Annotated in this window: 15 protein-coding genes; 7 read left to right on the forward strand and 8 right to left on the reverse strand. The window is 47.1% G+C overall.

The window, feature by feature from the left end; genetic code table 11:
* The first annotated feature begins 83 nt into the window (after nt 1-83).
* Entirely contained in the window at nt 84-1,358 is a 1,275-nt protein-coding gene (gene dcm / locus SPD80_RS01910; RefSeq protein WP_320828249.1) for a DNA (cytosine-5-)-methyltransferase, read from the forward strand.
* A gap of 5 nt (nt 1,359-1,363) precedes the next feature.
* Here dcm and SPD80_RS01915 read toward each other — a convergent pair whose 3' ends face one another.
* Nucleotides 1,364-2,035: an HAD family phosphatase gene (locus tag SPD80_RS01915; protein ID WP_320828251.1), complete on the reverse strand. Its 672-nt coding sequence runs from the start codon at nt 2,033-2,035 to the stop codon at nt 1,364-1,366.
* 184 nt (nt 2,036-2,219) lie between these two features.
* Here SPD80_RS01915 and SPD80_RS01920 point away from each other — a divergent pair, with 184 nt between their 5' ends.
* The 3 genes from SPD80_RS01920 to SPD80_RS01930 all read left to right on the forward strand — a co-directional run bounded on the left by SPD80_RS01920 (nt 2,220) and on the right by SPD80_RS01930 (nt 5,690).
* The gene (locus SPD80_RS01920) at nt 2,220-2,723 is read left to right on the forward strand and encodes an MmcQ/YjbR family DNA-binding protein (protein ID WP_320828252.1); all 504 of its coding nucleotides are present in this window, start codon (nt 2,220-2,222) and stop codon (nt 2,721-2,723) included.
* Nucleotides 2,713-4,143, forward strand: coding sequence for a Sapep family Mn(2+)-dependent dipeptidase (locus tag SPD80_RS01925; RefSeq protein ID WP_320828253.1), 1,431 nt, complete (start codon nt 2,713-2,715; stop codon nt 4,141-4,143). Before SPD80_RS01920 ends, SPD80_RS01925 begins: the two co-directional genes overlap by 11 nt.
* A gap of 137 nt (nt 4,144-4,280) precedes the next feature.
* Nucleotides 4,281-5,690 (forward strand): Sapep family Mn(2+)-dependent dipeptidase, encoded by a 1,410-nt coding sequence (locus SPD80_RS01930; protein WP_320828255.1) that lies wholly within the window; start codon nt 4,281-4,283, stop codon nt 5,688-5,690.
* A 182-nt stretch (nt 5,691-5,872) separates the two neighbouring features.
* On the opposite strand, the gene SPD80_RS01935 is transcribed toward SPD80_RS01930, so the two are convergent.
* Nucleotides 5,873-8,332, reverse strand: coding sequence for a hypothetical protein (locus SPD80_RS01935; RefSeq protein WP_320828257.1), 2,460 nt, complete (start codon nt 8,330-8,332; stop codon nt 5,873-5,875).
* 122 nt (nt 8,333-8,454) lie between these two features.
* Here SPD80_RS01935 and SPD80_RS01940 point away from each other — a divergent pair, with 122 nt between their 5' ends.
* Nucleotides 8,455-8,883, forward strand: a complete 429-nt coding sequence (locus SPD80_RS01940; protein ID WP_320604897.1) for a metalloregulator ArsR/SmtB family transcription factor — start codon at nt 8,455-8,457, stop codon at nt 8,881-8,883.
* Here SPD80_RS01940 and SPD80_RS01945 read toward each other — a convergent pair.
* On the reverse strand, nt 8,867-10,108 hold the full coding sequence (locus SPD80_RS01945) for a DUF1015 domain-containing protein (protein ID WP_320828258.1): 1,242 nt from the start codon (nt 10,106-10,108) through the stop codon (nt 8,867-8,869). The two genes, SPD80_RS01940 and SPD80_RS01945, sit on opposite strands and share 17 nt — an antisense overlap.
* Nucleotides 10,109-10,195: 87 nt before the next feature.
* Between SPD80_RS01945 and SPD80_RS01950 the strand changes: the two genes are divergently transcribed.
* Nucleotides 10,196-10,882 (forward strand): HAD family hydrolase, encoded by a 687-nt coding sequence (locus SPD80_RS01950; protein ID WP_320604901.1) that lies wholly within the window; start codon nt 10,196-10,198, stop codon nt 10,880-10,882.
* 23 nt (nt 10,883-10,905) lie between these two features.
* Here the strand turns inward: SPD80_RS01950 and SPD80_RS01955 are convergent, their stop codons facing one another.
* From SPD80_RS01955 to SPD80_RS01970, 4 genes are all read right to left on the reverse strand, one after another.
* Nucleotides 10,906-11,946: an RlpA-like double-psi beta-barrel domain-containing protein gene (locus tag SPD80_RS01955; protein ID WP_320828260.1), complete on the reverse strand. Its 1,041-nt coding sequence runs from the start codon at nt 11,944-11,946 to the stop codon at nt 10,906-10,908.
* Between the two features lie 194 nt (nt 11,947-12,140).
* Nucleotides 12,141-14,072: an ABC transporter ATP-binding protein gene (locus SPD80_RS01960; protein WP_320828262.1), complete on the reverse strand. Its 1,932-nt coding sequence runs from the start codon at nt 14,070-14,072 to the stop codon at nt 12,141-12,143.
* Entirely contained in the window at nt 14,065-15,915 is a 1,851-nt protein-coding gene (locus tag SPD80_RS01965; RefSeq protein WP_320604907.1) for an ABC transporter ATP-binding protein, read from the reverse strand. Before SPD80_RS01965 ends, SPD80_RS01960 begins: the two co-directional genes overlap by 8 nt.
* The gene (locus SPD80_RS01970) at nt 15,915-16,376 is read right to left on the reverse strand and encodes a MarR family winged helix-turn-helix transcriptional regulator (RefSeq protein WP_320604909.1); all 462 of its coding nucleotides are present in this window, start codon (nt 16,374-16,376) and stop codon (nt 15,915-15,917) included. Before SPD80_RS01970 ends, SPD80_RS01965 begins: the two co-directional genes overlap by 1 nt.
* A 171-nt stretch (nt 16,377-16,547) precedes the next feature.
* Here SPD80_RS01970 and SPD80_RS01975 point away from each other — a divergent pair, with 171 nt between their 5' ends.
* Nucleotides 16,548-17,402 (forward strand): AraC family transcriptional regulator, encoded by an 855-nt coding sequence (locus SPD80_RS01975; protein WP_320604911.1) that lies wholly within the window; start codon nt 16,548-16,550, stop codon nt 17,400-17,402.
* Between the two features lie 103 nt (nt 17,403-17,505).
* Here the strand turns inward: SPD80_RS01975 and SPD80_RS01980 are convergent, their stop codons facing one another.
* Entirely contained in the window at nt 17,506-19,530 is a 2,025-nt protein-coding gene (locus SPD80_RS01980; protein WP_320604913.1) for a class I tRNA ligase family protein, read from the reverse strand.
* Nucleotides 19,531-19,546 lie beyond the last annotated feature (16 nt).

A 19,546-nucleotide genomic window follows, 5' to 3' on the forward strand; every position in this document is an offset into this window, starting at 1 on the left:
ATGAGATAGTTTTTCAAAAAAAGTTTTGGCATGATCGGGTAGTATTAGAAGTCAAACAAGGACACAGCAGCGATTGGAGAAACGTGTCCAACACCATCACGGTAGCCGAGCTCTTTGCAGGGGTCGGTGGATTTAGATTGGGCTTAGAGGGCTATTTTGATCAGGCAAAAGGTTGGAATATGCCATCTGCAGGTCCTTATAAAACTATTTGGGCTAATCAATGGGAGCCTCCCGGAACACCTGCCCGTCAATTTGCAGCACGTTGCTACGAAGCTCATTTTGGCGAGAAAAGCGTTGTAAATGCTGACATCAATCAGGTTATTAATGAATATGAGCAAGGAAATCGAGATATTCCTTCTGTCGATATGGTCGTTGGAGGGTTTCCTTGTCAAGACTATTCAGTGGCTCGTCCTCTTTCTCAGGCTGGTGGCATTGAGGGCAAGAAGGGCGTGTTGTGGTGGGACATCTATCGCTTTTTAGATTTGCAGATTAAGAAGGATGCTCATAACGCCCGTTGGGTGCTGCTAGAAAATGTAGATCGTTTGCTCAAGTCACCCGCTTCGCGTCGTGGCCGTGATTTTGCTATCATTTTGAGTTGTCTTGCTGCATTGGGTTATTGTGTTGAGTGGCGTGTTATCAATAGCGCGGAGTATGGTTTTGCTCAAAGACGTAAGCGCGTCTACCTTTTTGCCGAGCGTCTGACTACATGGGATTGCAAGCAGCGTATGCATACGGGTGTTATGGCACGCGCATTTCCTTACGAGCCCGTCTCTACGGTTACGACCGTGTCTATCCCTACAGACCCCTATGAGGCAAGTGAGTGCTTTAATAGTGAGCATGCTAAAGTATCTGTTTTTGCAGATACAGGCATTATGATTGGTAATACGGTATATACCTTCAAAGCTGAAACTTGGTTTGAGGGGGTCAAAAAAACTCTAGGTGATGTGCTGGTAGACGAGAACAGTGTTCCAGAACAGTTTTATATCTCAAATGAGCAGCTTCCGCGTTGGCAATATTTGAAGGGTTCCAAAAGCGAACAGCGTGTAAATAAAAAAACAGGGTTTGCGTACAGATACTCTGAAGGGTCAATGGCGTTTCCAGATTTATTGACCAATCCCTCAAGGACTATCTTAACGGGTGAGGGAGGTTCTTCCGCATCGCGTTTTAAGCATATTATCCAAGTAGAAGGTCGTTATCGTCGCTTAGTGCCTGATGAACTTGACCGCTTGCAAGGGTTTCCGACAGGCTGGACTAATACAGGGATGAGCGATAACAACCGTGCATTTTGCATGGGTAATGCTCTTGTTACAGGTATTCCGTATCGCATTGGTAAGGCGTTGGCTGAGTCTTTGGAATAGTAACACTACACCAGCAAATCTTGCCAGTCATAAAGGAAGCAGTCACTTGCTTCTTGGACCTTCTCTACATCTTGTGCGGGATCATCGGCAAATACGCCTATCGTTGTGCAGCCAGCTTGCTTGGCAGAATTGATGGCGGGCACAATATCCTCAAACACAATGCAGCAAGCAGGGTCCGTATTAAGAGCTGCTGCGGTGTGTACATAGATGTCTGGATGGTGCTTGGATTTACCTACGTGCTGAGCATACAATACCTTGTCAAAGAGGTTGTTGAGGGCCACCCGTGGCTCAAGGGATTCAAGCACTTCGGGGCTATTGCTGGTTGCAAGTGCTATGGGTATGCCTGCATTACGCAATTGGGTAAGGTAGGATTCTACTCCCGCACGAAGGGTAACCTGTTTGGTATATATCTGTGTGGCGAGGCTTGTCCATTCAGCTACGATATCCTCGGGTTTCTCATCAAGGTTAAAGCGATCAACCATGTAAGCAGCACCTTTGCTAAAGCCAAGTGCTGCAACGTTGGTTGCAAGTTCAGGCGTCCATTGGATGCCACGTCGTTCACAAAAGATAGTGTCAATGTCATTCCAAATCTTGCCAGACAAGGCAATAGTGCCATCAAAGTCAAAGATGGCTGCCTTAAAGTGATGATTGGCAAGAAATTGAGCGGCATCAAGCATGTTTTCTCCACGTAAAAAAGACTGATAACAAGTTGCACAAGTGTTTGGGGCAGGCGTGTATGCCCACATGAATACAAATGAGTCTAAGCTATAAACAATCCCGTGCGTACAACAATTTACATGAAGCACTGTGGTAAAACGGATTTACATACTTTATTTGCCTGTTGACGGAGGTGGGGGGCGTATGAATAAACGGCAGTTGCTTGCCTATGTTGCAGAGCAGTATGGCGTTGTTCCAGATTACCCCTGGACTGGTACTAGTTCTGTCAATGCGGTACTCAGGCATCCTTCAAATAGCAAATGGTTTGCGCTGGTCTTGCCTGTAGCTGGTTGTAAGTTGGGGCTTTCTACCAAGAAAACTGTGGAGATTGTACTGCTTAAGAATGATCCACTGGTTATTACACAGTTGCGTGAACAGGCAGGTATTTATTTAGCCTATCACATGAATAAAGAACACTGGATTTCTGTAGTACTGGAGTCAGATGTATGTGATGCACAAGGTGCACAGTCATACGATTGGCATGATTTTGAAACCGTTTCTGATGAGCAACTGATGGAGCTTATCGATACGAGTTTTATCTTGACCGCACCTCGTATACAACCCAAGGCACAGACGCACGGTACAATACAGGGAAAAACACAGGGTACAACAGCACAGCAACATGAAGGGAAATCACATGGTAGATAAAAAACTTGCAGCGCGTGTAGATGCATATGTAGATGAGGTTTGGGACAGCGTGGTTTCTGATATTGATACGCTGGTTCAAATAGAAAGCGTGGAAGACCTTGAGCACGCAACTGACGGGGCTCCTTTTGGCCCTGCGCCTCGCGCGGCATTGGATGCGGCATTGAGCATTGCTCAGCGTCTTGGTTTGGATACGGTTAACTGCAATGGCTATATAGGGTATGGCCAGATTGATGGGCAGGATGACAAGCAAATTGCCACTATTGCCCATGCAGATATTGTTCCTTTAGGTACTGGTTGGGACTTTGATCCGCTGCGCGTAACGCGTAAGGACGGATATCTGATTGGTCGCGGTGTAGCAGATGACAAAGGTCCCTTGGTTTTGTCTTTGTATGCAGCAGCTTTTGTACGCCGTGAGGCTGAGCGTAGTGGCAGTGCTCCCAACCATACGCTGCGCACCTTGATTGGCACCAATGAGGAAACCTCAATGGGTGATGTGGAATGGTACTTACAAAACTATCGTGAACCAGATTTTCTATTCACACCTGATGCTGAGTTTCCGCTCATTTGTGGCGAGAAGGGCCGCGTACAAGGCGCTTTTCGCAGTCAAGCTATCGTAGGTAAGAATAGCAACACTGTATTGGTCAGTTTAGATGGCGGCACGGTTGCCAATGCTGTGTGTAGTCTTGCAGAAGCGCTTGTGCGCGCCAATGCCAAAGAGCTTCCTGCTGCCAACAACATTGAGCTTGAAGAAGCGGGCGATGGCTTAACGCGTATTGTGGCGCATGGCAAAGGTGGTCACGCTTCCATGCCAGAAGGTACGCTCAACGCCATTGGTGTTTTAGTGGATTACCTGCTTGATAACAAGCTATACAGCCCTTCTCAGCAAAGCTATTTGGAGCTTGAACAAAAAATTATGGCTTCTACGGATGGTTCTTCTCTTGGCATTGATGCTACAGATAAGTTCTTTGAGCCTCTAACCTGCATTGGTGGTACCGTGCGTACCAATAAGGGGTGCTTTGTTCAAACTATTGATGTGCGCTATCCAACCAGCACAAATGTAGACAAGATGTGCGAGGTATTAGAGCCATTGGCTCAGCAGCATGGAGCATGCTTTGAGGTTCAGGCAAATATGACGCCATTTTTGACTGATCCTGAGTCGCCAGAGATTCAAACGCTTGTCTCAACGTATAACGAATATACGGGCAAGCATGGCCATGCCTTCACTATTGGCGGAGGCACCTATGCGCGCCACTTTAGCAAAGCGGCGGCCTTTGGTCCCTTTGAGCATGGCGCCACACTTCCTTCTTGGGTTGGCCCTGAGCACGGTCCCAACGAGGGTGTGAATGAGGAGGAGTTTAAACAAGCTCTCAAGATTTATATTGTGGCAATTATGCGACTTATGGAGATTAGCCTAGACTAACTTCATAACTTGACCTGCTGTTTACCTGCGGCAGTAAAAATTATGCCGCTTAGAGACTCGTGAGGCACAGGCATACCGTATTGAATACAATCAATACGGTATGCATTTTTGTTAGCCAGTCTTTTGAAAGGGGCATTATGGCAGACGAACAGCTTAAGCAAGAAATTGCTGAATACGTGGACCGTGTCTGGGAAGACGTTATTGTAGATATTGATAAGCTCGTCCAGATTGAGAGTGTAGAGAACATGGACGAGGCCAAGCCTGGCGAGCCTTGGGGTCATGCTCCCCATGAGGCGCTGGTAAAGGCTTGCGAGATTGCTCAAGACCTTGGCCTTGAGGCTCATGATTGTGATGGCTACATTGGTTATGCTGACCTTAAGGGTGCCCGTGAGGACTACATTGGTCTTATCGGTCACACAGATATTGTTCCTTTAGGCACTGGTTGGACGTTTGATCCTTTGCATGTAACCCGCAAGGACGGCTATCTGTTGGGCCGCGGTGTTTTGGATGACAAGGGTCCTTTGGTTTTGGCCATGTATGCTGCAAAGTATTTTATCGAGAAGGGCGAGGAGCTTCCTTACACCCTTCGTGTCATCATTGGCTGCAATGAGGAAACCTCCATGCAAGATGTTGAGTGGTATGTAGAAAACTTCCCTCAGCCTGCATTCCTCTTTACGCCTGATGCAGATTTCCCCCTGTGCTATGGCGAGAAGGGCGGCTATTCCGCACGCATTCTGTCTGATAAGGTAGCTGGTGGCAAGATTGTTGACTTTAATGGCGGCATTGCGGACAACGCCATTCCTAATTTGGCAACTGCTACCGTTCGTGCCAACACTGCTGATTTAACGCCAACTGACCGCGTAAGCGTGGAGGACGCAGGCGATGGCTTGGTTAAGCTTACTGCTCATGGTATTGGTGGCCACGCTTCTAAACCTGCTGGTACGATTAATGCTATTGGCTTGCTTGTTAACTATCTCTTGGACAATGATTTGTGTGATGAGGGCGAGCGTGAGTTCCTTGAGCTTGATCGCATTGTCTTAGCTTCAACTGATGGCTCCTCTATGGGCTTTGCAACTGCCGATAAGTACTTTGATCCTCTTACTTGCATTGGTGGCACTATGCGCACCATTGATGGTCGCTTTGAGCAGACCATTGACTCTCGTTACCCAACCACTATTACGGGTGAGGAGATTACCGCTAAGGTTTCTGAGCTGGCTGCCAAGCACCATGCAACCGTAGAGTGCTATTTGGATATGGTTCCTTTTGTAACCGATCCTGAGTCCGAGGCTATTCAGACACTCATTACTACCTACAACGAGGTAACTGGCAAGAACGCCGAGCCCTTTACCATGGGTGGCGGTACCTATGCACGTCACTTTGCTCGCGCGGCAAGCTTTGGCCCCAATGATCCTGATTGGGAGTATCCTGAGTGGGTCCATGGTGAGCACAGCGCCGATGAGGGTGTTTCTGAGGAGCTCATGAAGCAGTCCTTGGGCATTTATATCTTGGCTTTGAGCCGCTTGATGAAGCTTGACCTCACTGCTTAAGCGTCTGCGCGAACATAGTTTATTTGCGTAAGACTCTGCTTTTGAGAATATACGCTTTCGTTTTGTTTTACCTAAAAGACCGAGTTGCCCTTTGAGTGGCAGCTCGGTCTTTTGCTTGAGGGCTGAGGTATGCAACACAGCGGTTAGTGGGAGCTTGTATCCAGCTGTGTACAGCAAAATGCTCATGCATCTGGGGCATGCTCAAGTGAGCGATCAATGTCAAAGAGTATCTCGTCGCTCTCAAGGTTGGTTAGATTGCTCATAACATCACTTGCCAGCTCAAAGAGCTGTTCGTCCACTGCTGTGTGTGCAATAACATGCAATGACTTACGAATATCCTCATCAACATCTCTGGGGATATTGTTGTCTTGTAGCACAGCGTCAATCTCGTCTATTTGTACGGGTTCATAGCTGTCTTTATGCTCTTCCATAAGAGCTTTGAGCTCGGCAGCTGCCATATCGTGCGCAGTGGACGCAAACTGTAGCGCCTTGGAGTAACAGGCGTCTGCTACACGCGGTTGGTTACGTTTCCACATATAGGAACCAAGGCGGTATAAGCCAATGCCCATGCTGTCTCCCGAATATGCATAACGCAAAAGGCTCAGAAGTTCTGTAAAGGCTCCGGGTTGATCTCCACCTTGTTCAAGGGCGCCAGCAAGAAGGAGACGTGCTCGAATATCATAGGGGTTGAGTGCAAGGCACTTACGAGCAGAGCGTATACCTTGTTCGAGTTGACCTAAGCGTACTGATGCGCTGGCATACATTAGCAAGCAGCTGTAATATGCTGCAGGAACAAGGCGTGGCGTTGAAAGTGCATCGTCTGTCATGCGCGTACGGTTATATAAGGCACGCTCAGTATAGGTTTCAAAGTGGCGCCATGGTGTTTGAGGAGTAGGATTGTAAGTATGAGCTGTTTCTAAAGGCTCAAGTACCGAGGCAATAAGGCGGCAGGTTTCTTCATTTTTACCCTGTGTAAACAGGGTAAATGCTTTTTCGCGCACGCGTGATAGCTCATCTCCATAAGTAAACTCTTCCAAAATGGTTTGATAATCTTCTGCATCAAGCGTGCCTTCAATGAGTTTTGAAGCAGTACGCGTAATGGCATCTGCAACAGCTGTGCTGGAGCTGTGAGCAGCGTCATCATTGCTGGGGGAAGTTGTTGCAGAAGTCACCGCAGAAGAATCTGTAAAAGAGCTTGTAGAATGCGCAAGGTTCATGAGTGCCTGTACATGTTCAGTTACCGTGGTACCAAGGTGCATACCTAATTGTTCTGCTACCTGTTCTATATGTGCATGTTCGTTAATGCCAAACTCTGACACATGATGGGTGCCTAAAAGCTCGGCGCTTTTCTCGTCCAGCACGCGCGTGGATAGTTCTATGGATGCATAGCGCTCAGGAGGGCAAAAGAGCTCATCCTCTAGGAAGAAGTCTTGCTTGCAGGGGGCAAGCCAACCATCTTCTAGTGTAAGAGCTGCACCGAAGGCATGGTAGCTTTCTTGCAGCTGAGCAAGAGAGCTTGTGGCAACAGAAGTAAAGGTATTACGCGTAAAGCACACACTGTACCGACAGCTCCGCGCTGTGGATGTGTTAATGACGCCTGCAACATAGACCTGCTGAACTGCCTCATTAGCATCAAATGCTGTGCTCGCAGCCAAGATTCCCAAGCGCAAAGCATACGTACTTGCAGCAGTATTGCGCATGTATTGAGAGGTGGGAAGCACGTTATGTACATCATCGGACCAATAGCTTTGTGGCATGGCGGCAGGTGGTGTAAGTTCAACCTCTAATGCAACGGCACCACGAGCAACATTGCTGCGCATAAGTCCAATAAAGCGATAGGGCAAAAGCCAGGTTTCAAAACCAGTAGAGACAGCTTCACGCACTTGCCATTCATGCGGTAGGTTGGGATTGCTGTGCGCTTCATTGGGTTTGTCGGCATAGTTGCAGACATTATGTTGCTGGCAAATGGCATCAGTAATAGCCTGTGTGTAGGTATAGAGCTCTTGCTCAGTCATAGCTGTTAGCTGGGTGTCTGCTTTAGTGGTTGCCATAAGCATGCGATTGAGTGCTGCCTCAATGCGGATGATGCGCAGCTTAATGGCATAAGGAACGGGAAACTCCTCAATGCGCAGGTAAACCATGCCGGTATGGTGCAACATAATAAGGCGCATCTGAGGCCAATGGGGTTTCTCGTCAGATTCATGGATGTGAGAAGGAAGTTCTTTGAGAAGGTCGGCTTCTTCCAACCAGCGTGCCAAAAGCCGCTCTGCCGCGCATGGCATGAGGTTATTTGCAGGATCTAGCTCGGCTTTTTGCGTACGGTCAAGCACGCCAGCATGGTAGAGTTTGAGCGCATCAATAAAGTTGGCTGCTGCATTAAAGCCACGATACAACGAATAAATATTAAAGCTCGTATCAACCTGAGCAGTATCTGGTGAATTGTCTTGCGAGGGTGCTGCTTGTAAGGCATGCTTTTGCTCGTTTAAGGCAGCCAAGCCGCCATTAAATCCAAACGCTTGAGACAGTCCAAGAAGGGCCTGACGACCACGCTCAAACGCATTGGTATGCGCTGATGTTCCATCTGCTTGCGGCATAGTTTGCTTGTTGTCTTGTGGCTGAGAGCCGTTTTCCTTGTGTTCCACATGACCTCCTGTCTTTTAGAGTACCCTATCAGACGGACATAATTCACGGTTTTGTGTGGCAGATGACAGATGGCGCGCGGTTTGGGAACATACACAAGAAGCATCAATGTAAGGATTACAACATGACCAATCAAAAGCTTGCTCACGCTACCAATACTATTGATACAACAACTACCACGACTGACACACATGCCGTGAGTGATTTTACGAGTGACCTCACAACTACAAGTTCTGAATTGTCTGCGTATTGTGCAAATGATGATGTTGTATACGCAGCTACGCAGATTTTTGATGCACTCTCGGACTTTACGCGGTTCCAAATTTTGTCTGCATTGGGAACACGGGAGCGCTCGGTATCTGAGTTGCAAGAGGCCGCGCATGTAACGCAGTCTGCCATTTCTCATCAGCTGCGTTTGTTGCGCGATCGTGGTGTGGTAGTTGCTCGTCGTGATGGTCAGCGTATGATGTACTCAATTGCAGACGACCATGTGGTTACCCTTTTGCGTGTTGGCTTAGAGCATGCAGCAGAAGATATTAAATCTGACGTATAAATAAACCACTCAGTAGCTTAGGCTCAAACCAGGTTGATTTAGGCGGCATGAGCTTACCGGCGTTTGCTACATCCATAATCTGTTGTGCACGTACTGCTGCTGGCGAGAACATCACGCCTGCAGTAGCTTGTGCTGCTTCCTGCAGCTCTGTTGCGCTTGCAGTGCCTCCTATAAAGGAAATGCGTGGGTCTGTGCTGGGGTCTTCTATACCTAAGAGGGGCGCAAGTATATGGCGTTGGAGTAGGTCTGCTGCGATGGTGTTGTTTGTTTGTGCGTCGTCAAGGTGACTTAAATCTAGATGGTACCAGCTGTTGTCTACATACAGATACGCCTGCATATCTTGAGCTTGTTGTGGCTGTGTGGCGCTGTCGGAAGCATACGATGCACAGCGCTTGACATGTATACCAGCCTCCATGATTTTCTCGATAAGCTCGGTGGGTGACATGCCATTGGTGTCATGGATGAGGCGATGATACGGCAGGATAGTGAGGTCCTCAGCGCTAAAGAGTGTCGCTAAAAACTGATGGGGCAATATGGTTTCTGGTTTGTACGTACGTGCGGCTTGCGCGACCTGGGCAGCAGCTGCAGCTCGGTGGTGACCATCTGCAATGTAGGCCGTAGGGATGCGCTCGTACAGAGCACTGAGCGCAGCTATTGCATCGGGGCGGGCAATGCGCCACACACTATGGTGCGTGCCTGTGGTATCCGTAAAATCATACAGAGGATGTGCCGCAGTAGATGCCTTGATAATAAGTGAGAGTGAGGGCTCAGCGGGATGCATCATTAAAACGGGGCTGGTCTGAGCGGATGTGGCTTCTATATGCTCAATACGGTCATACAGTTTTTCTGGGCGAATGGCTTCATGTTGCTTAATGTGACCGTTTTGGTATTCATCTACACTTGCAGCACCCACAATGCCAATTTGGCTATGCCTCTGGCCACTCAAACGCCACGCATAAAAGCAGGGAGTAGGGTCTGCCAGTAAGGTGGCATCAAGCAGGCGCTGGCCAAGCAGCTCACTTGCTTTAGCATACACATCAGAGGCGTATACATTGTAATCTTCGGGGAAGTTTACCTCAGGTCTGTCAATGGTAATAAAGGAATGTGGGTGCTTTTGTGCCCATTGACGTGCTGTTTTGCGAGTAAACACATCGTAGGGAGGTGTTACAAAATCCTGCACTCTTGCAGGGTTGGGGCGCAAGCAGCTTATAGGACTAACGTGCATACCTACCTCCTGTATGGCATAACCTCGTAAGCATACACGTATGATGTGTGCTAGGCTCAAACTACAACGTATGAGTAAGGAGCTTCTGTGACCGTGTATGCCAATTGCAATTTTGCACAGCGCGAGTTTGTCCTGTTTGATTTTGACGGTACGCTTGCCAATACTAAACCTGGTTTGGTGCGTGTTGCAACTCAGGTTTTGTCTGATTTTGGAATGTCACCTGAAGAAATTGGAGATGCTTCTCGCTTAGTTGGTCCTCCCTTTCCAGAAGCGTTTTCTCTTGTTTATGGCTTGAGTGCAGCAGATGCTGTCCAGGTAACTCGGGCGTTTCGTGCGCTGTATGATACGGTTGGTCCAGAGGATTTTCCGCTCTTTCCGGGCGGGCAAGCTATGTTGGAATCTCTTAAAGCTGCTGGTAAAAAACTTAGTACGGCGAGCTCAAAGCGAGAAGTGCAAGTCATGCATATGTTGCGCGCGCAAGGCATCATTCATCTCTTTGATGCGGTTATAGGCAAACAAAATGACGCACAAGGTTCAAAACCGTTTGTTATTGGCCGTGCATTACAAGAGCTTGGTGCTACTGCAGAGAATACCGTGATGGTTGGAGATCGCAACTATGATGTAGCGGGTGCTCATGAACTGGGCATCCCTTGTGTATGCGTGCTTTTTGGTACGGCAACAAAGCAAGAGCTCCTCGATGCTCAGGTGGATGCGCTTGTGCATTCCAACGAAGAGCTGACTGCATTGTTAACAACAGGTTCGTGCGAGCGTTAAAGCCTTATAGGTATCCAAGCCCTCTACACTACGCGATAGCTTACGATACCCACGCCATCAAAGCCAAGGGCATTGGCAACAGCAGGTTGCAAGTCAATTTCTCGACCAGCAATAAAGGGACCACGATCATTTACAACAGCGCGAACTGTGCGCCCGTTATAGCTAATCTCAATAGTAGTGCCTAAAGGCATGGGGCGCTTCATGGCAACACCCATAGAGGTAGGGGTTACGGTATCTCCAGAAGCAGTTGTTCCCCACATAAAGCCATCGTCATTGCCATACACAGACGCACCAACTGATTTCCAGCTGCCACCGCTTGTGCTGGAGGAATTGTTAGAGTTTGAAGAAGTGCCAGAGTTTGATGTGGTGCCAGAATTGCTGGTGTTGGAGCTGCTGGAAGTATTAGAAGAGTTGGAAGGAGTGCTGTTATTTGCATCAGCGCTCTGTGTGGTAGTGGCATGAGCCGCAGCCTGTTCTGCCTCCCACTTTGCCTTAGCTTCTGCTGCGCGCTCCATGGCGCGTTTCTTTGCAACTGCAATAGCTGCTTGTGCGTTGGCCTGAGCCGTAGCGGCTTCTTTGGTCTTGGACGCAAGTGTGCTTTGTTGCGAGCGTAGCGCATCGCGCGTTTGCGTAAGCTGTGACTCTATTTGTACGAGCGTTTGGATTTTCTCGTAATTGGAATCGTTAATGGCATTGATATAGGAAACAGTACTTAAAAAGTCACTAAAGTCACGTGACGATAAAATCAAGCCAATAAGATTAGGCTGGTTTTGCAAGAGTTTATAGTTAAGACGAATGGCCTCTGCTGTATCTTGGCGAACTTTAGGTAGCTGAGCTTCGAGCTCTTTAAGCTTGGACTGATTATCCTCTATCTTTTGATTGAGGTTATCCAACTCCTGTTGAGCTTGAGCGTAGTGCTCTCCAGCTTCAATAGCAGCATTTTCTAGGGCTTCGAGACTTTCTTCTGCGTATGCCGAATGAGGTGTCATACCACAGACGAGGGTAGTGCATATGAGCACACAAAGGATGCTGTGCGCAATATGCTTGCTCGTATATCCCTTCATGCTCCTCCAAAACAACGGGGACAGATGCTGTGTATCGCGCGTTTGCGCTTTTGGATGGTATACCAAAGTCTTCTAGGGAAGAGATACAGACCCTATATTCTAGCCGATACGTATATAGTCCCTGTATTTCTCCATAAAAATGCACCTGCTCGTAAAACAAACAGGTGCATTCATGCTCTGGTATATGGAGTGGCTTATTCAAGCTCAAAGGCACCGGTATAGAGCTGGTAATAGGTGCCATGGGCTGCGATAAGATTATCATGGGTGCCACGTTCAATAATATGACCGTGGTCCAAAACGATAATGACGTCGGAATTGCGCACGGTAGACAAACGGTGAGCAATAACAAAGGTGGTGCGCCCTGCCATCAAAGCATCCATACCACGTTGCACAATAAACTCAGTGCGTGTATCGATGGAGCTGGTTGCTTCATCCAAAATCATGGCAGGAGGGTCTGCCACCGCTGCACGTGCGATGGTTAAAAGCTGGCGCTGACCTTGGGAAAGCTGGGTAGCGTTATCCGTAAGCATGGTGTTATAGCCGTCAGGCAAGCGACGAATAAAGGAGTCTGCGCCTGCAAGTTTAGCGGCACCAATGCATTCATCATCACTGGCATCAAGGCGACCATAACGGATATTGTCCATAACAGTACCAGTAAACAAGTTGGTATCCTGCAAGACCATACCGAGCGAGCGACGAAGATCTGCTTTTTTAATCTTATTGATATTAATGCCATCGTAACGAATGCGACCATCAGCAATGTCATAAAAACGATTGATGAGGTTAGTAATGGTGGTTTTACCTGCACCGGTAGCACCAACAAAAGCAACCTTTTGACCAGGCTTTGCATACAAGGACACATCATGCAAAACGGTATGCTCTGGGCTGTAGCCAAAGTCTACGTGGTCCAACACAATGTCGCCAGCAAGCGGGGTATAGGTAAGCGTGCCGTCATGATGCGGATGTTTCCATGCCCATATATCGGTACGCTCAGGGCACTCTACGAGCTCGCCCTTCTCATTCTTGCTTACATTCACAAGGGTTACATAGCCTTCATCCTCCTCAATTTCTTGGTCGAGAAGGTCTAAGATGCGCGCTGCACCAGCAAGGCCCATAACAATGGAATTGATTTGGCCAGAAACTTGACCGATGGAAGATGTGAGGTTCTTGGTAAGCGTCAAAAATGATACGGCGATATCAATGGTAAGCACTGCTCCAGAAAGAGAAGGAGAGGGCAAGCCATTAATAATAAAGAAACCTCCCGCTAAAGCTACGAGCGCATAGGCAAGATTGCCCAGATTAAACAAGATGGGCATGAGCATATTTGCAAAGATATTTGCGGATTTGGAAGCCTGATAAAGCTCTTCATTGACCTTGTCAAAATCTGCTTGGGTTGCTTGTTCGTGTGTAAAGACCTTGATGACCTTTTGTCCAGCCATAGCTTCCTGAGCAAAGCCTTCTACCTGCGCAAGTGATTTTTGTTGTGTTATGAAGAAGCGCGCAGATCGTGTACCCAAAGTTTTAACTACGAGCATCATGAGCGCAATGATAGCAAGCACAATGAGGGTGAGCGGAATGGAGTACCACAGCATAATAAACAGTACCGTGGTTACACCAATGACTGCTGTGATGATGCTGGGCAAAGATTGGCTAATAAGCTGGCGCAATGCATCTACGTCGTTGGTGTAGTACGACATGATGTCACCATGCTTGTTTGTATCAAAAAAGCGAATGGGCAAGTCTTCCATATGGTCAAACATCTTATTGCGGATGTTCATAAGCGTACCCTGTGTAAGCGTGGCAAGCGTTTGCACCTGAACACTTACTGCAATCAAGGCTACGGTATAAACAGCCAATAAGGTACCAGCAATTTTTGCTATTTCTGGCTGAGCAGCTTCCCAATTTCCACTGGTAAAGTACTTTGTTACAACAGCAATTGCTTGCTGCATAAAGACGGAAGGCATCGCGCTTGCTATAGCAGAAATAACAATGCAAAGAAGGACGATGGTGGTATGTACGGGATAAAACTCAAAGAGCATGGTAATAACGCGAATAAAACTACTCTTTTGAGGAGTCTTGTGCGTATGAGTAGCTCCAGGTGCTGTAGGGGTCTTTTTATTACTCATGTACCTCATCCTCCTTTCTTAAAGTATCTTCTTGGGCTTGCATCGCGCTCATTTTCTGATCGTGAGACGCCTTGTTTTGCGAGGTATAGGTCTCGCGGTAAATTGCATTGGATGCAAGAAGCTCGTCGTGGGTGCCAATGGCATCAATCTGACCATCACGCATAACAATAATGCGGTCAGCATCCTCAATAGAACTGGTGCGCTGGGCAATAATAATTTTGGTGGTCTGGGGAATAAAGCTGCGGAAACCTGCACGAATGAGCTTATCGGTTTTGGTATCTACGGCACTGGTGGAGTCATCCAAAATCAAGATTTTGGGGTTCTTAAGTAGTGCACGTGCAATACACAAACGCTGCTTCTGACCACCAGATACGTTGGTACCACCTTGTTCAATATAGGTGTTGTATGTGTCGGGGAACTGCTGAATAAACTCGTCTGCCTGAGCAAGCTTACATGCAGCGACCAGCTGTTCGTCTGTGGCATTGGGATTGCCCCAGCGCAGGTTTTCTGCAATGGTGCCAGAGAACAAAACGTTACGCTGCAATACCACAGCCACCTGATTACGCAGTGTGTCAAGGTCGTACTCACGCACGTCATGGCCACCAACACAAACAGAGCCTCGAGTAACGTCATACAAACGACTAATCAGTTGGATGAGCGTAGATTTAGAAGAACCAGTGCCACCCAAAATGCCAATGACTTCGCCAGATGCAATGTGCAGGTCAATGTCTTTAAGAGCCATGCGTTCTGCTGTTTTGGAGTACTCAAAGTCTACGTGGTTAAAGTCAATGGAGCCATCGGGGATTTCAAACAAGGGGTTTTTAGGATTAGTAAGGTCGCTCTTCTCGATAAGAACCTCGCAAATACGACGAGCACTTTCTTCAGACATGGTAATCATGACAAATACCATAGAGAGCATCATGAGTGCCATGAGCATGGAAAAGCCATAGGTAATAAGAGCGCTCATCTGACCAACGCCAAGGCTCTGACCCTGTGAGCTTACAACAACCTGAGAACCAAAGTACACGACAAAGAGATAGATGACATCAATCGAGAAAGTAAACAGAGGAGTAGCCCATGCCAAGATGCGTTCTACATGCATAAAGTCATGAAAAAGGTTGCCCGAGGCGGTATTAAACTTCTCTTTTTCAAAGTCCTCGCGCACGTAAGACTTAACTACGCGAATGCCAGAAACATTTTCTTCTACAGACTCATTCAGGGCGTCATACTTCTTAAAAATCTGACGAAAGATAGGGGTAACGTATAGTGCAATACGAAAGACGGCATATCCCAAAACAAAAGCTACCACAATGTATAGTGCGGCCATGGGTCCACCGCTTAAAAATGCCATAATGATGGCAAAGATGGCCATAAGTGGGCTGCGTACAGCAAGACGAATCATCATAAGAAAAGACAGCTGAACGTTTGTAATGTCGGTAGTAAGACGAGTTACCAATGAGTTGGTAGAGAAGCGATCGATGTTAGAAAATGAAAACTTCTGAATCTGCGCAAAGATATCATGTCGTAAATTGCGAGCCATACCAGCTGATGCCACAGAGCCCGTGTAGCCAGCGGCAGCGCCAAATGCCAAAGATACCAAAGACATTCCAACAAGGATGGCAGCATAGTGAGAAATAACGCTCATATTCGCACCAGTAGAAATGATGTTAATGAGCTGAGCCGTTACAAAGGGAATAGAAACCTCTACAACCACTTCTCCCAAAACTAAGAGCGGTGTTACAACGGAGATATTTTTAAATTCGCGCAGGCTTTTGCCAATAATGGAAATGATGTCGCGCAGGGTAAGGTTTTTGGCTGCGTTGCCCAAGGTGCTTTCTGCCATTAGTTCTCCTTTCCATTCCAGTTGGCAATAATCGTCATAAGCGTGTTAAGCAAATCTTCTTGTTCTTTTTGCGATAAAAACGATAAGGCCTGTTGTTCAAAGTGCTTGCGGTCTTCCATGAGCTGAGTTGCTCGTTGCACGCCCTGTGGGGTGAGAAAAACTTCAAATTGACGCTTATCTGTTTCAGATTTGGAGCGCCTTATGTAGCCCTCACTCTCTATCTTACTCAGCACTTCTGATAGTGAGGCAGAAGTAATGCTCATAGACTCTTGCAGCTCACGCTGGGCCATATGCATGTCATGACGATAGAGCTTGGTGAGCACATGATCTTGACCCGCTCGTCCACCGCGAGCAAAGTACATGTAGTGACCAAGCGAGCTGATGCATGCAAGTACTCTGCGTGTAGTTCCCCAATCTGAAGGGGGAACCCAGATAGGTTTATTAGATTTATCTGCGTGCATATACACCTTCTTCTTTGTTGGATGCATAATTGTATGCCCCGAATTGAACAATTTACTAGGTTCCTTCTAAATAATTACAAGGAACCTAGCAATCTTCACATTTTTTGTACGTAAACTATGGGGACAGGTGAAGTTATGTTTGCGTATAGTACGTATAAAGGGGTGGTGAGCATGAACTTTATGAAGGCCTTTAATGACACCATAGACTATCTTGAATCGGTTTTGGATAACCAGATAGAAGAGAAGAAGGTGCTGTATATATCAGGATATTCATATCCAATGTTTAGCAGACTCTTTTCTATTTTGACAAACACATCCCTTTCAGAATATTTACGGGGAAGACGTTTGAGTGAAGCTGCTGTTTTATTGAGAGAGACAGATAAAAAAGTAATAGATATAGCTTCGTTATATGGCTACGAATCTCCAAACTCATTTGGTACAGCATTTAAAAACTTCCATGGTGTTACTCCTTCCGAGGTAAGATCTGGAAAACCCTTCAAAGTAATCTCACGTGTTCAATTGGTGCTGACTGTGCAAGGAGGCAGGAATATGAATATTACAATTCAAAAGAAAGATGCTTTTGTAGTTGCGGGTCTTGATGAGCAAAGTATAGATTCATCAGTATGTCCCCAAGTATGGAAAAAACTTTATAACACGTATAGTCATGATGAACTAGCAAAGCTTGGGGATGGAAAGTCCGTTGGTGTTTGCCATGATATAGATGAGCCAAACACTCTTAATTACCTGGCAGGGTATGTGATTAAAGATAGCATGACTGCAAAGGACATGGGATTAGATATTTTAGAAGTTCAAGCAGCGGAATATGCCATTGTTGAACTAATGGGTAAGGTTCCCGAATGTATTCATGAGGGCTGGAAGTACGTTATGGAGGTATTTTTTCCAGAACAAGGATATGTGCATTCAGGAAGTCCTGATTTTGAATATTATTATGAAGGTGATATGCAAAGCGACAACTACAAAATGGAGCTATGGATTCCGATAGTAAAGAAGAATGAGGAGTTATAAGATATCTCACGGCTTTATTATGAATTTTCTCTAAGCAAAAACCTGCTCTGACATCTTCTGTCTGAGCAGGTTTTGTGCAAAATAGCTTATTACACAAGTGAAGCTACTTGCCCTGGTTTTCATGTTTACTAAAGAAGTCAAAGCGCGGAGGTAGTTGTTTAAGTTTGTGAGTACCCGCAGCTTCGCCGAGTTTCTCTGCCAGCTGGGTAGGGGTAGCAAACGCATGCTCCCAGCTAAAGAAGAAGTCAAGATTAAAGTTTAGATAGTCACAGATAGTTTCACAGCCAAAGGGTGCTGCGGCATGCATGAGTAGCGTAGTGGTGCGGAGCGCAGCAAAGGCATCTGCTAATGCTTGCTCATACTCCTTGTTGTCCCCTTGGCTTGCCTTGGATGCATCGCCCCAGCGCTTGTTTGCAGCACGTGTAAAGTCTTCAACTACAGCCAGTGCAGAATGGGCGTCAAAACGGTGCGCAAATTTCTCAAACGCCAAAATAGCAGTAGTACATTCATCCATAACAGCTTCATGCGCAGGAAGGGTGGGTAGTTTCCCCTCCAAAGCATTTTGTGCACCATAAAAACAACTGCGAGCCAAGCGATTAAAGATGTTCGTAAGAAACGCGCTTTCTTTAAGTGCGGGGTCCGCCACGCGAGGGTCATCCTTAACAAGAACGTCTGCGCCAGTTTTTTTATCCTTATGGCTTACGCTGGTGTCATACGGTTTAGGCGAGAAACTCACGGCTTTTTGATCCAAAGCCAAGCTTAGCCAATGACAACGAAGCTGTTCTGGAGTGTAATGTTCCAACAGCTCTGCTGCCATGGGAGGTTTGATTTCTCCGGAGCTGGAAGCCTTCTTATTCATAAATAAGATGTGGTAGTTAGCAAGGGGAGTATCTTGCGTAAGGTTCCAGTCCAAAGCTTCCCATAAAGCAGGTTGTGCTACGCAATAGAAGTAGATGTTGTCCTGTCCAATAAATTGGAATACCTGAGCATCGTCAGAAGCCCACCAATCACGCCAATCGCTCGTGGAATACGAACCTTTTGGTGCAGTTGCTAAAGCAGTTTGTGTAAAGCTTATAGGAGCCCATAAACTTTCTGGCCAGCACCATACGGTCAAGCCAGACACATCTTCAATGGTAGGAGCAGGAACACCCCACTCAATGTTGCCCGTAATGCGGAAGGGGAGCAGTGTTTTGCCAGTACGGAAACGGATATTGGCGGCTTCGAGCTTCTCGCGCGCATCATCACGATCAGACCAGTTGTTAAAGGTTATAAAGAAGGAAGATTGGTTACTCGTAGCTTCTGTTAGGGTGTGAGCAGGAAGTTGATTTTCTACCGCATCAAACGCTTCACGGAATTTGGTTTGAATGTACATGACGGGATCAACCAAAGACTCACGTACCGTCTTGGTAACTACCGTGCGTACCTGTGGATTCAAGTCCCATTCATCCATGAGCTTCTCGAGCTCAGCATGAAAAGTTGGCAGGTCAAAGTACCAGTTATCTACTGGGCGTAGCTCAGGTGTAGCGCCGGTGAGCTGGGATACGGGGGCGATAAGCTCTTCAGGATCAAACTGATGACCTAAGTCGCACTCGTCTGCATAGGCTTTTTCTGATTTGCACCCACGTACAGGGCAATGTCCACGGACTTGACGACCATTGAGGAACTGCCCAGCTTCAGGATCATAGAACTGACGCGTGCTGCGCTTATGCAAATAGCCGCGTTCGTACAGGCGCTGCATGATAGTGGCAGTGAGTGTGTTATGGAACGAAGCAGCGGGCTCTAGACCAGAACCGGCAAACAAGTCCAAAGAAATGCCGTAGGCATCCAGCGCGGACTTTTGAGCCTCGTGATTCTCGTTCACGTAATCTATGATGGTGCCCGTGTAGCCTTCATCCTCTTTACGCTTACGATAGCCCTCCATAATAGGGGAACCATAGCAGTCTGTACCAGAAACAAAGAGCACGTTTTGTTTGCCAAGACGGTCGCGCAAAAAGCGAGCAAAGAAGTCTGCTGGTACAAAAACGCCGCCAATATGTCCAAAGTGCAGGTTTTTGTTGCCATAGGGCATGCCGCCCGTAATAACGGCACGTGCAGGAAATGTAGGACGATTGGTGCTATCGACTACCATGGAAGACCTTTCATAG

Source organism: Atopobium sp. (assembly GCF_034113385.1).
In the GTDB taxonomy this organism is placed as follows: Bacteria; Actinomycetota; Coriobacteriia; order Coriobacteriales; family Atopobiaceae; genus Atopobium.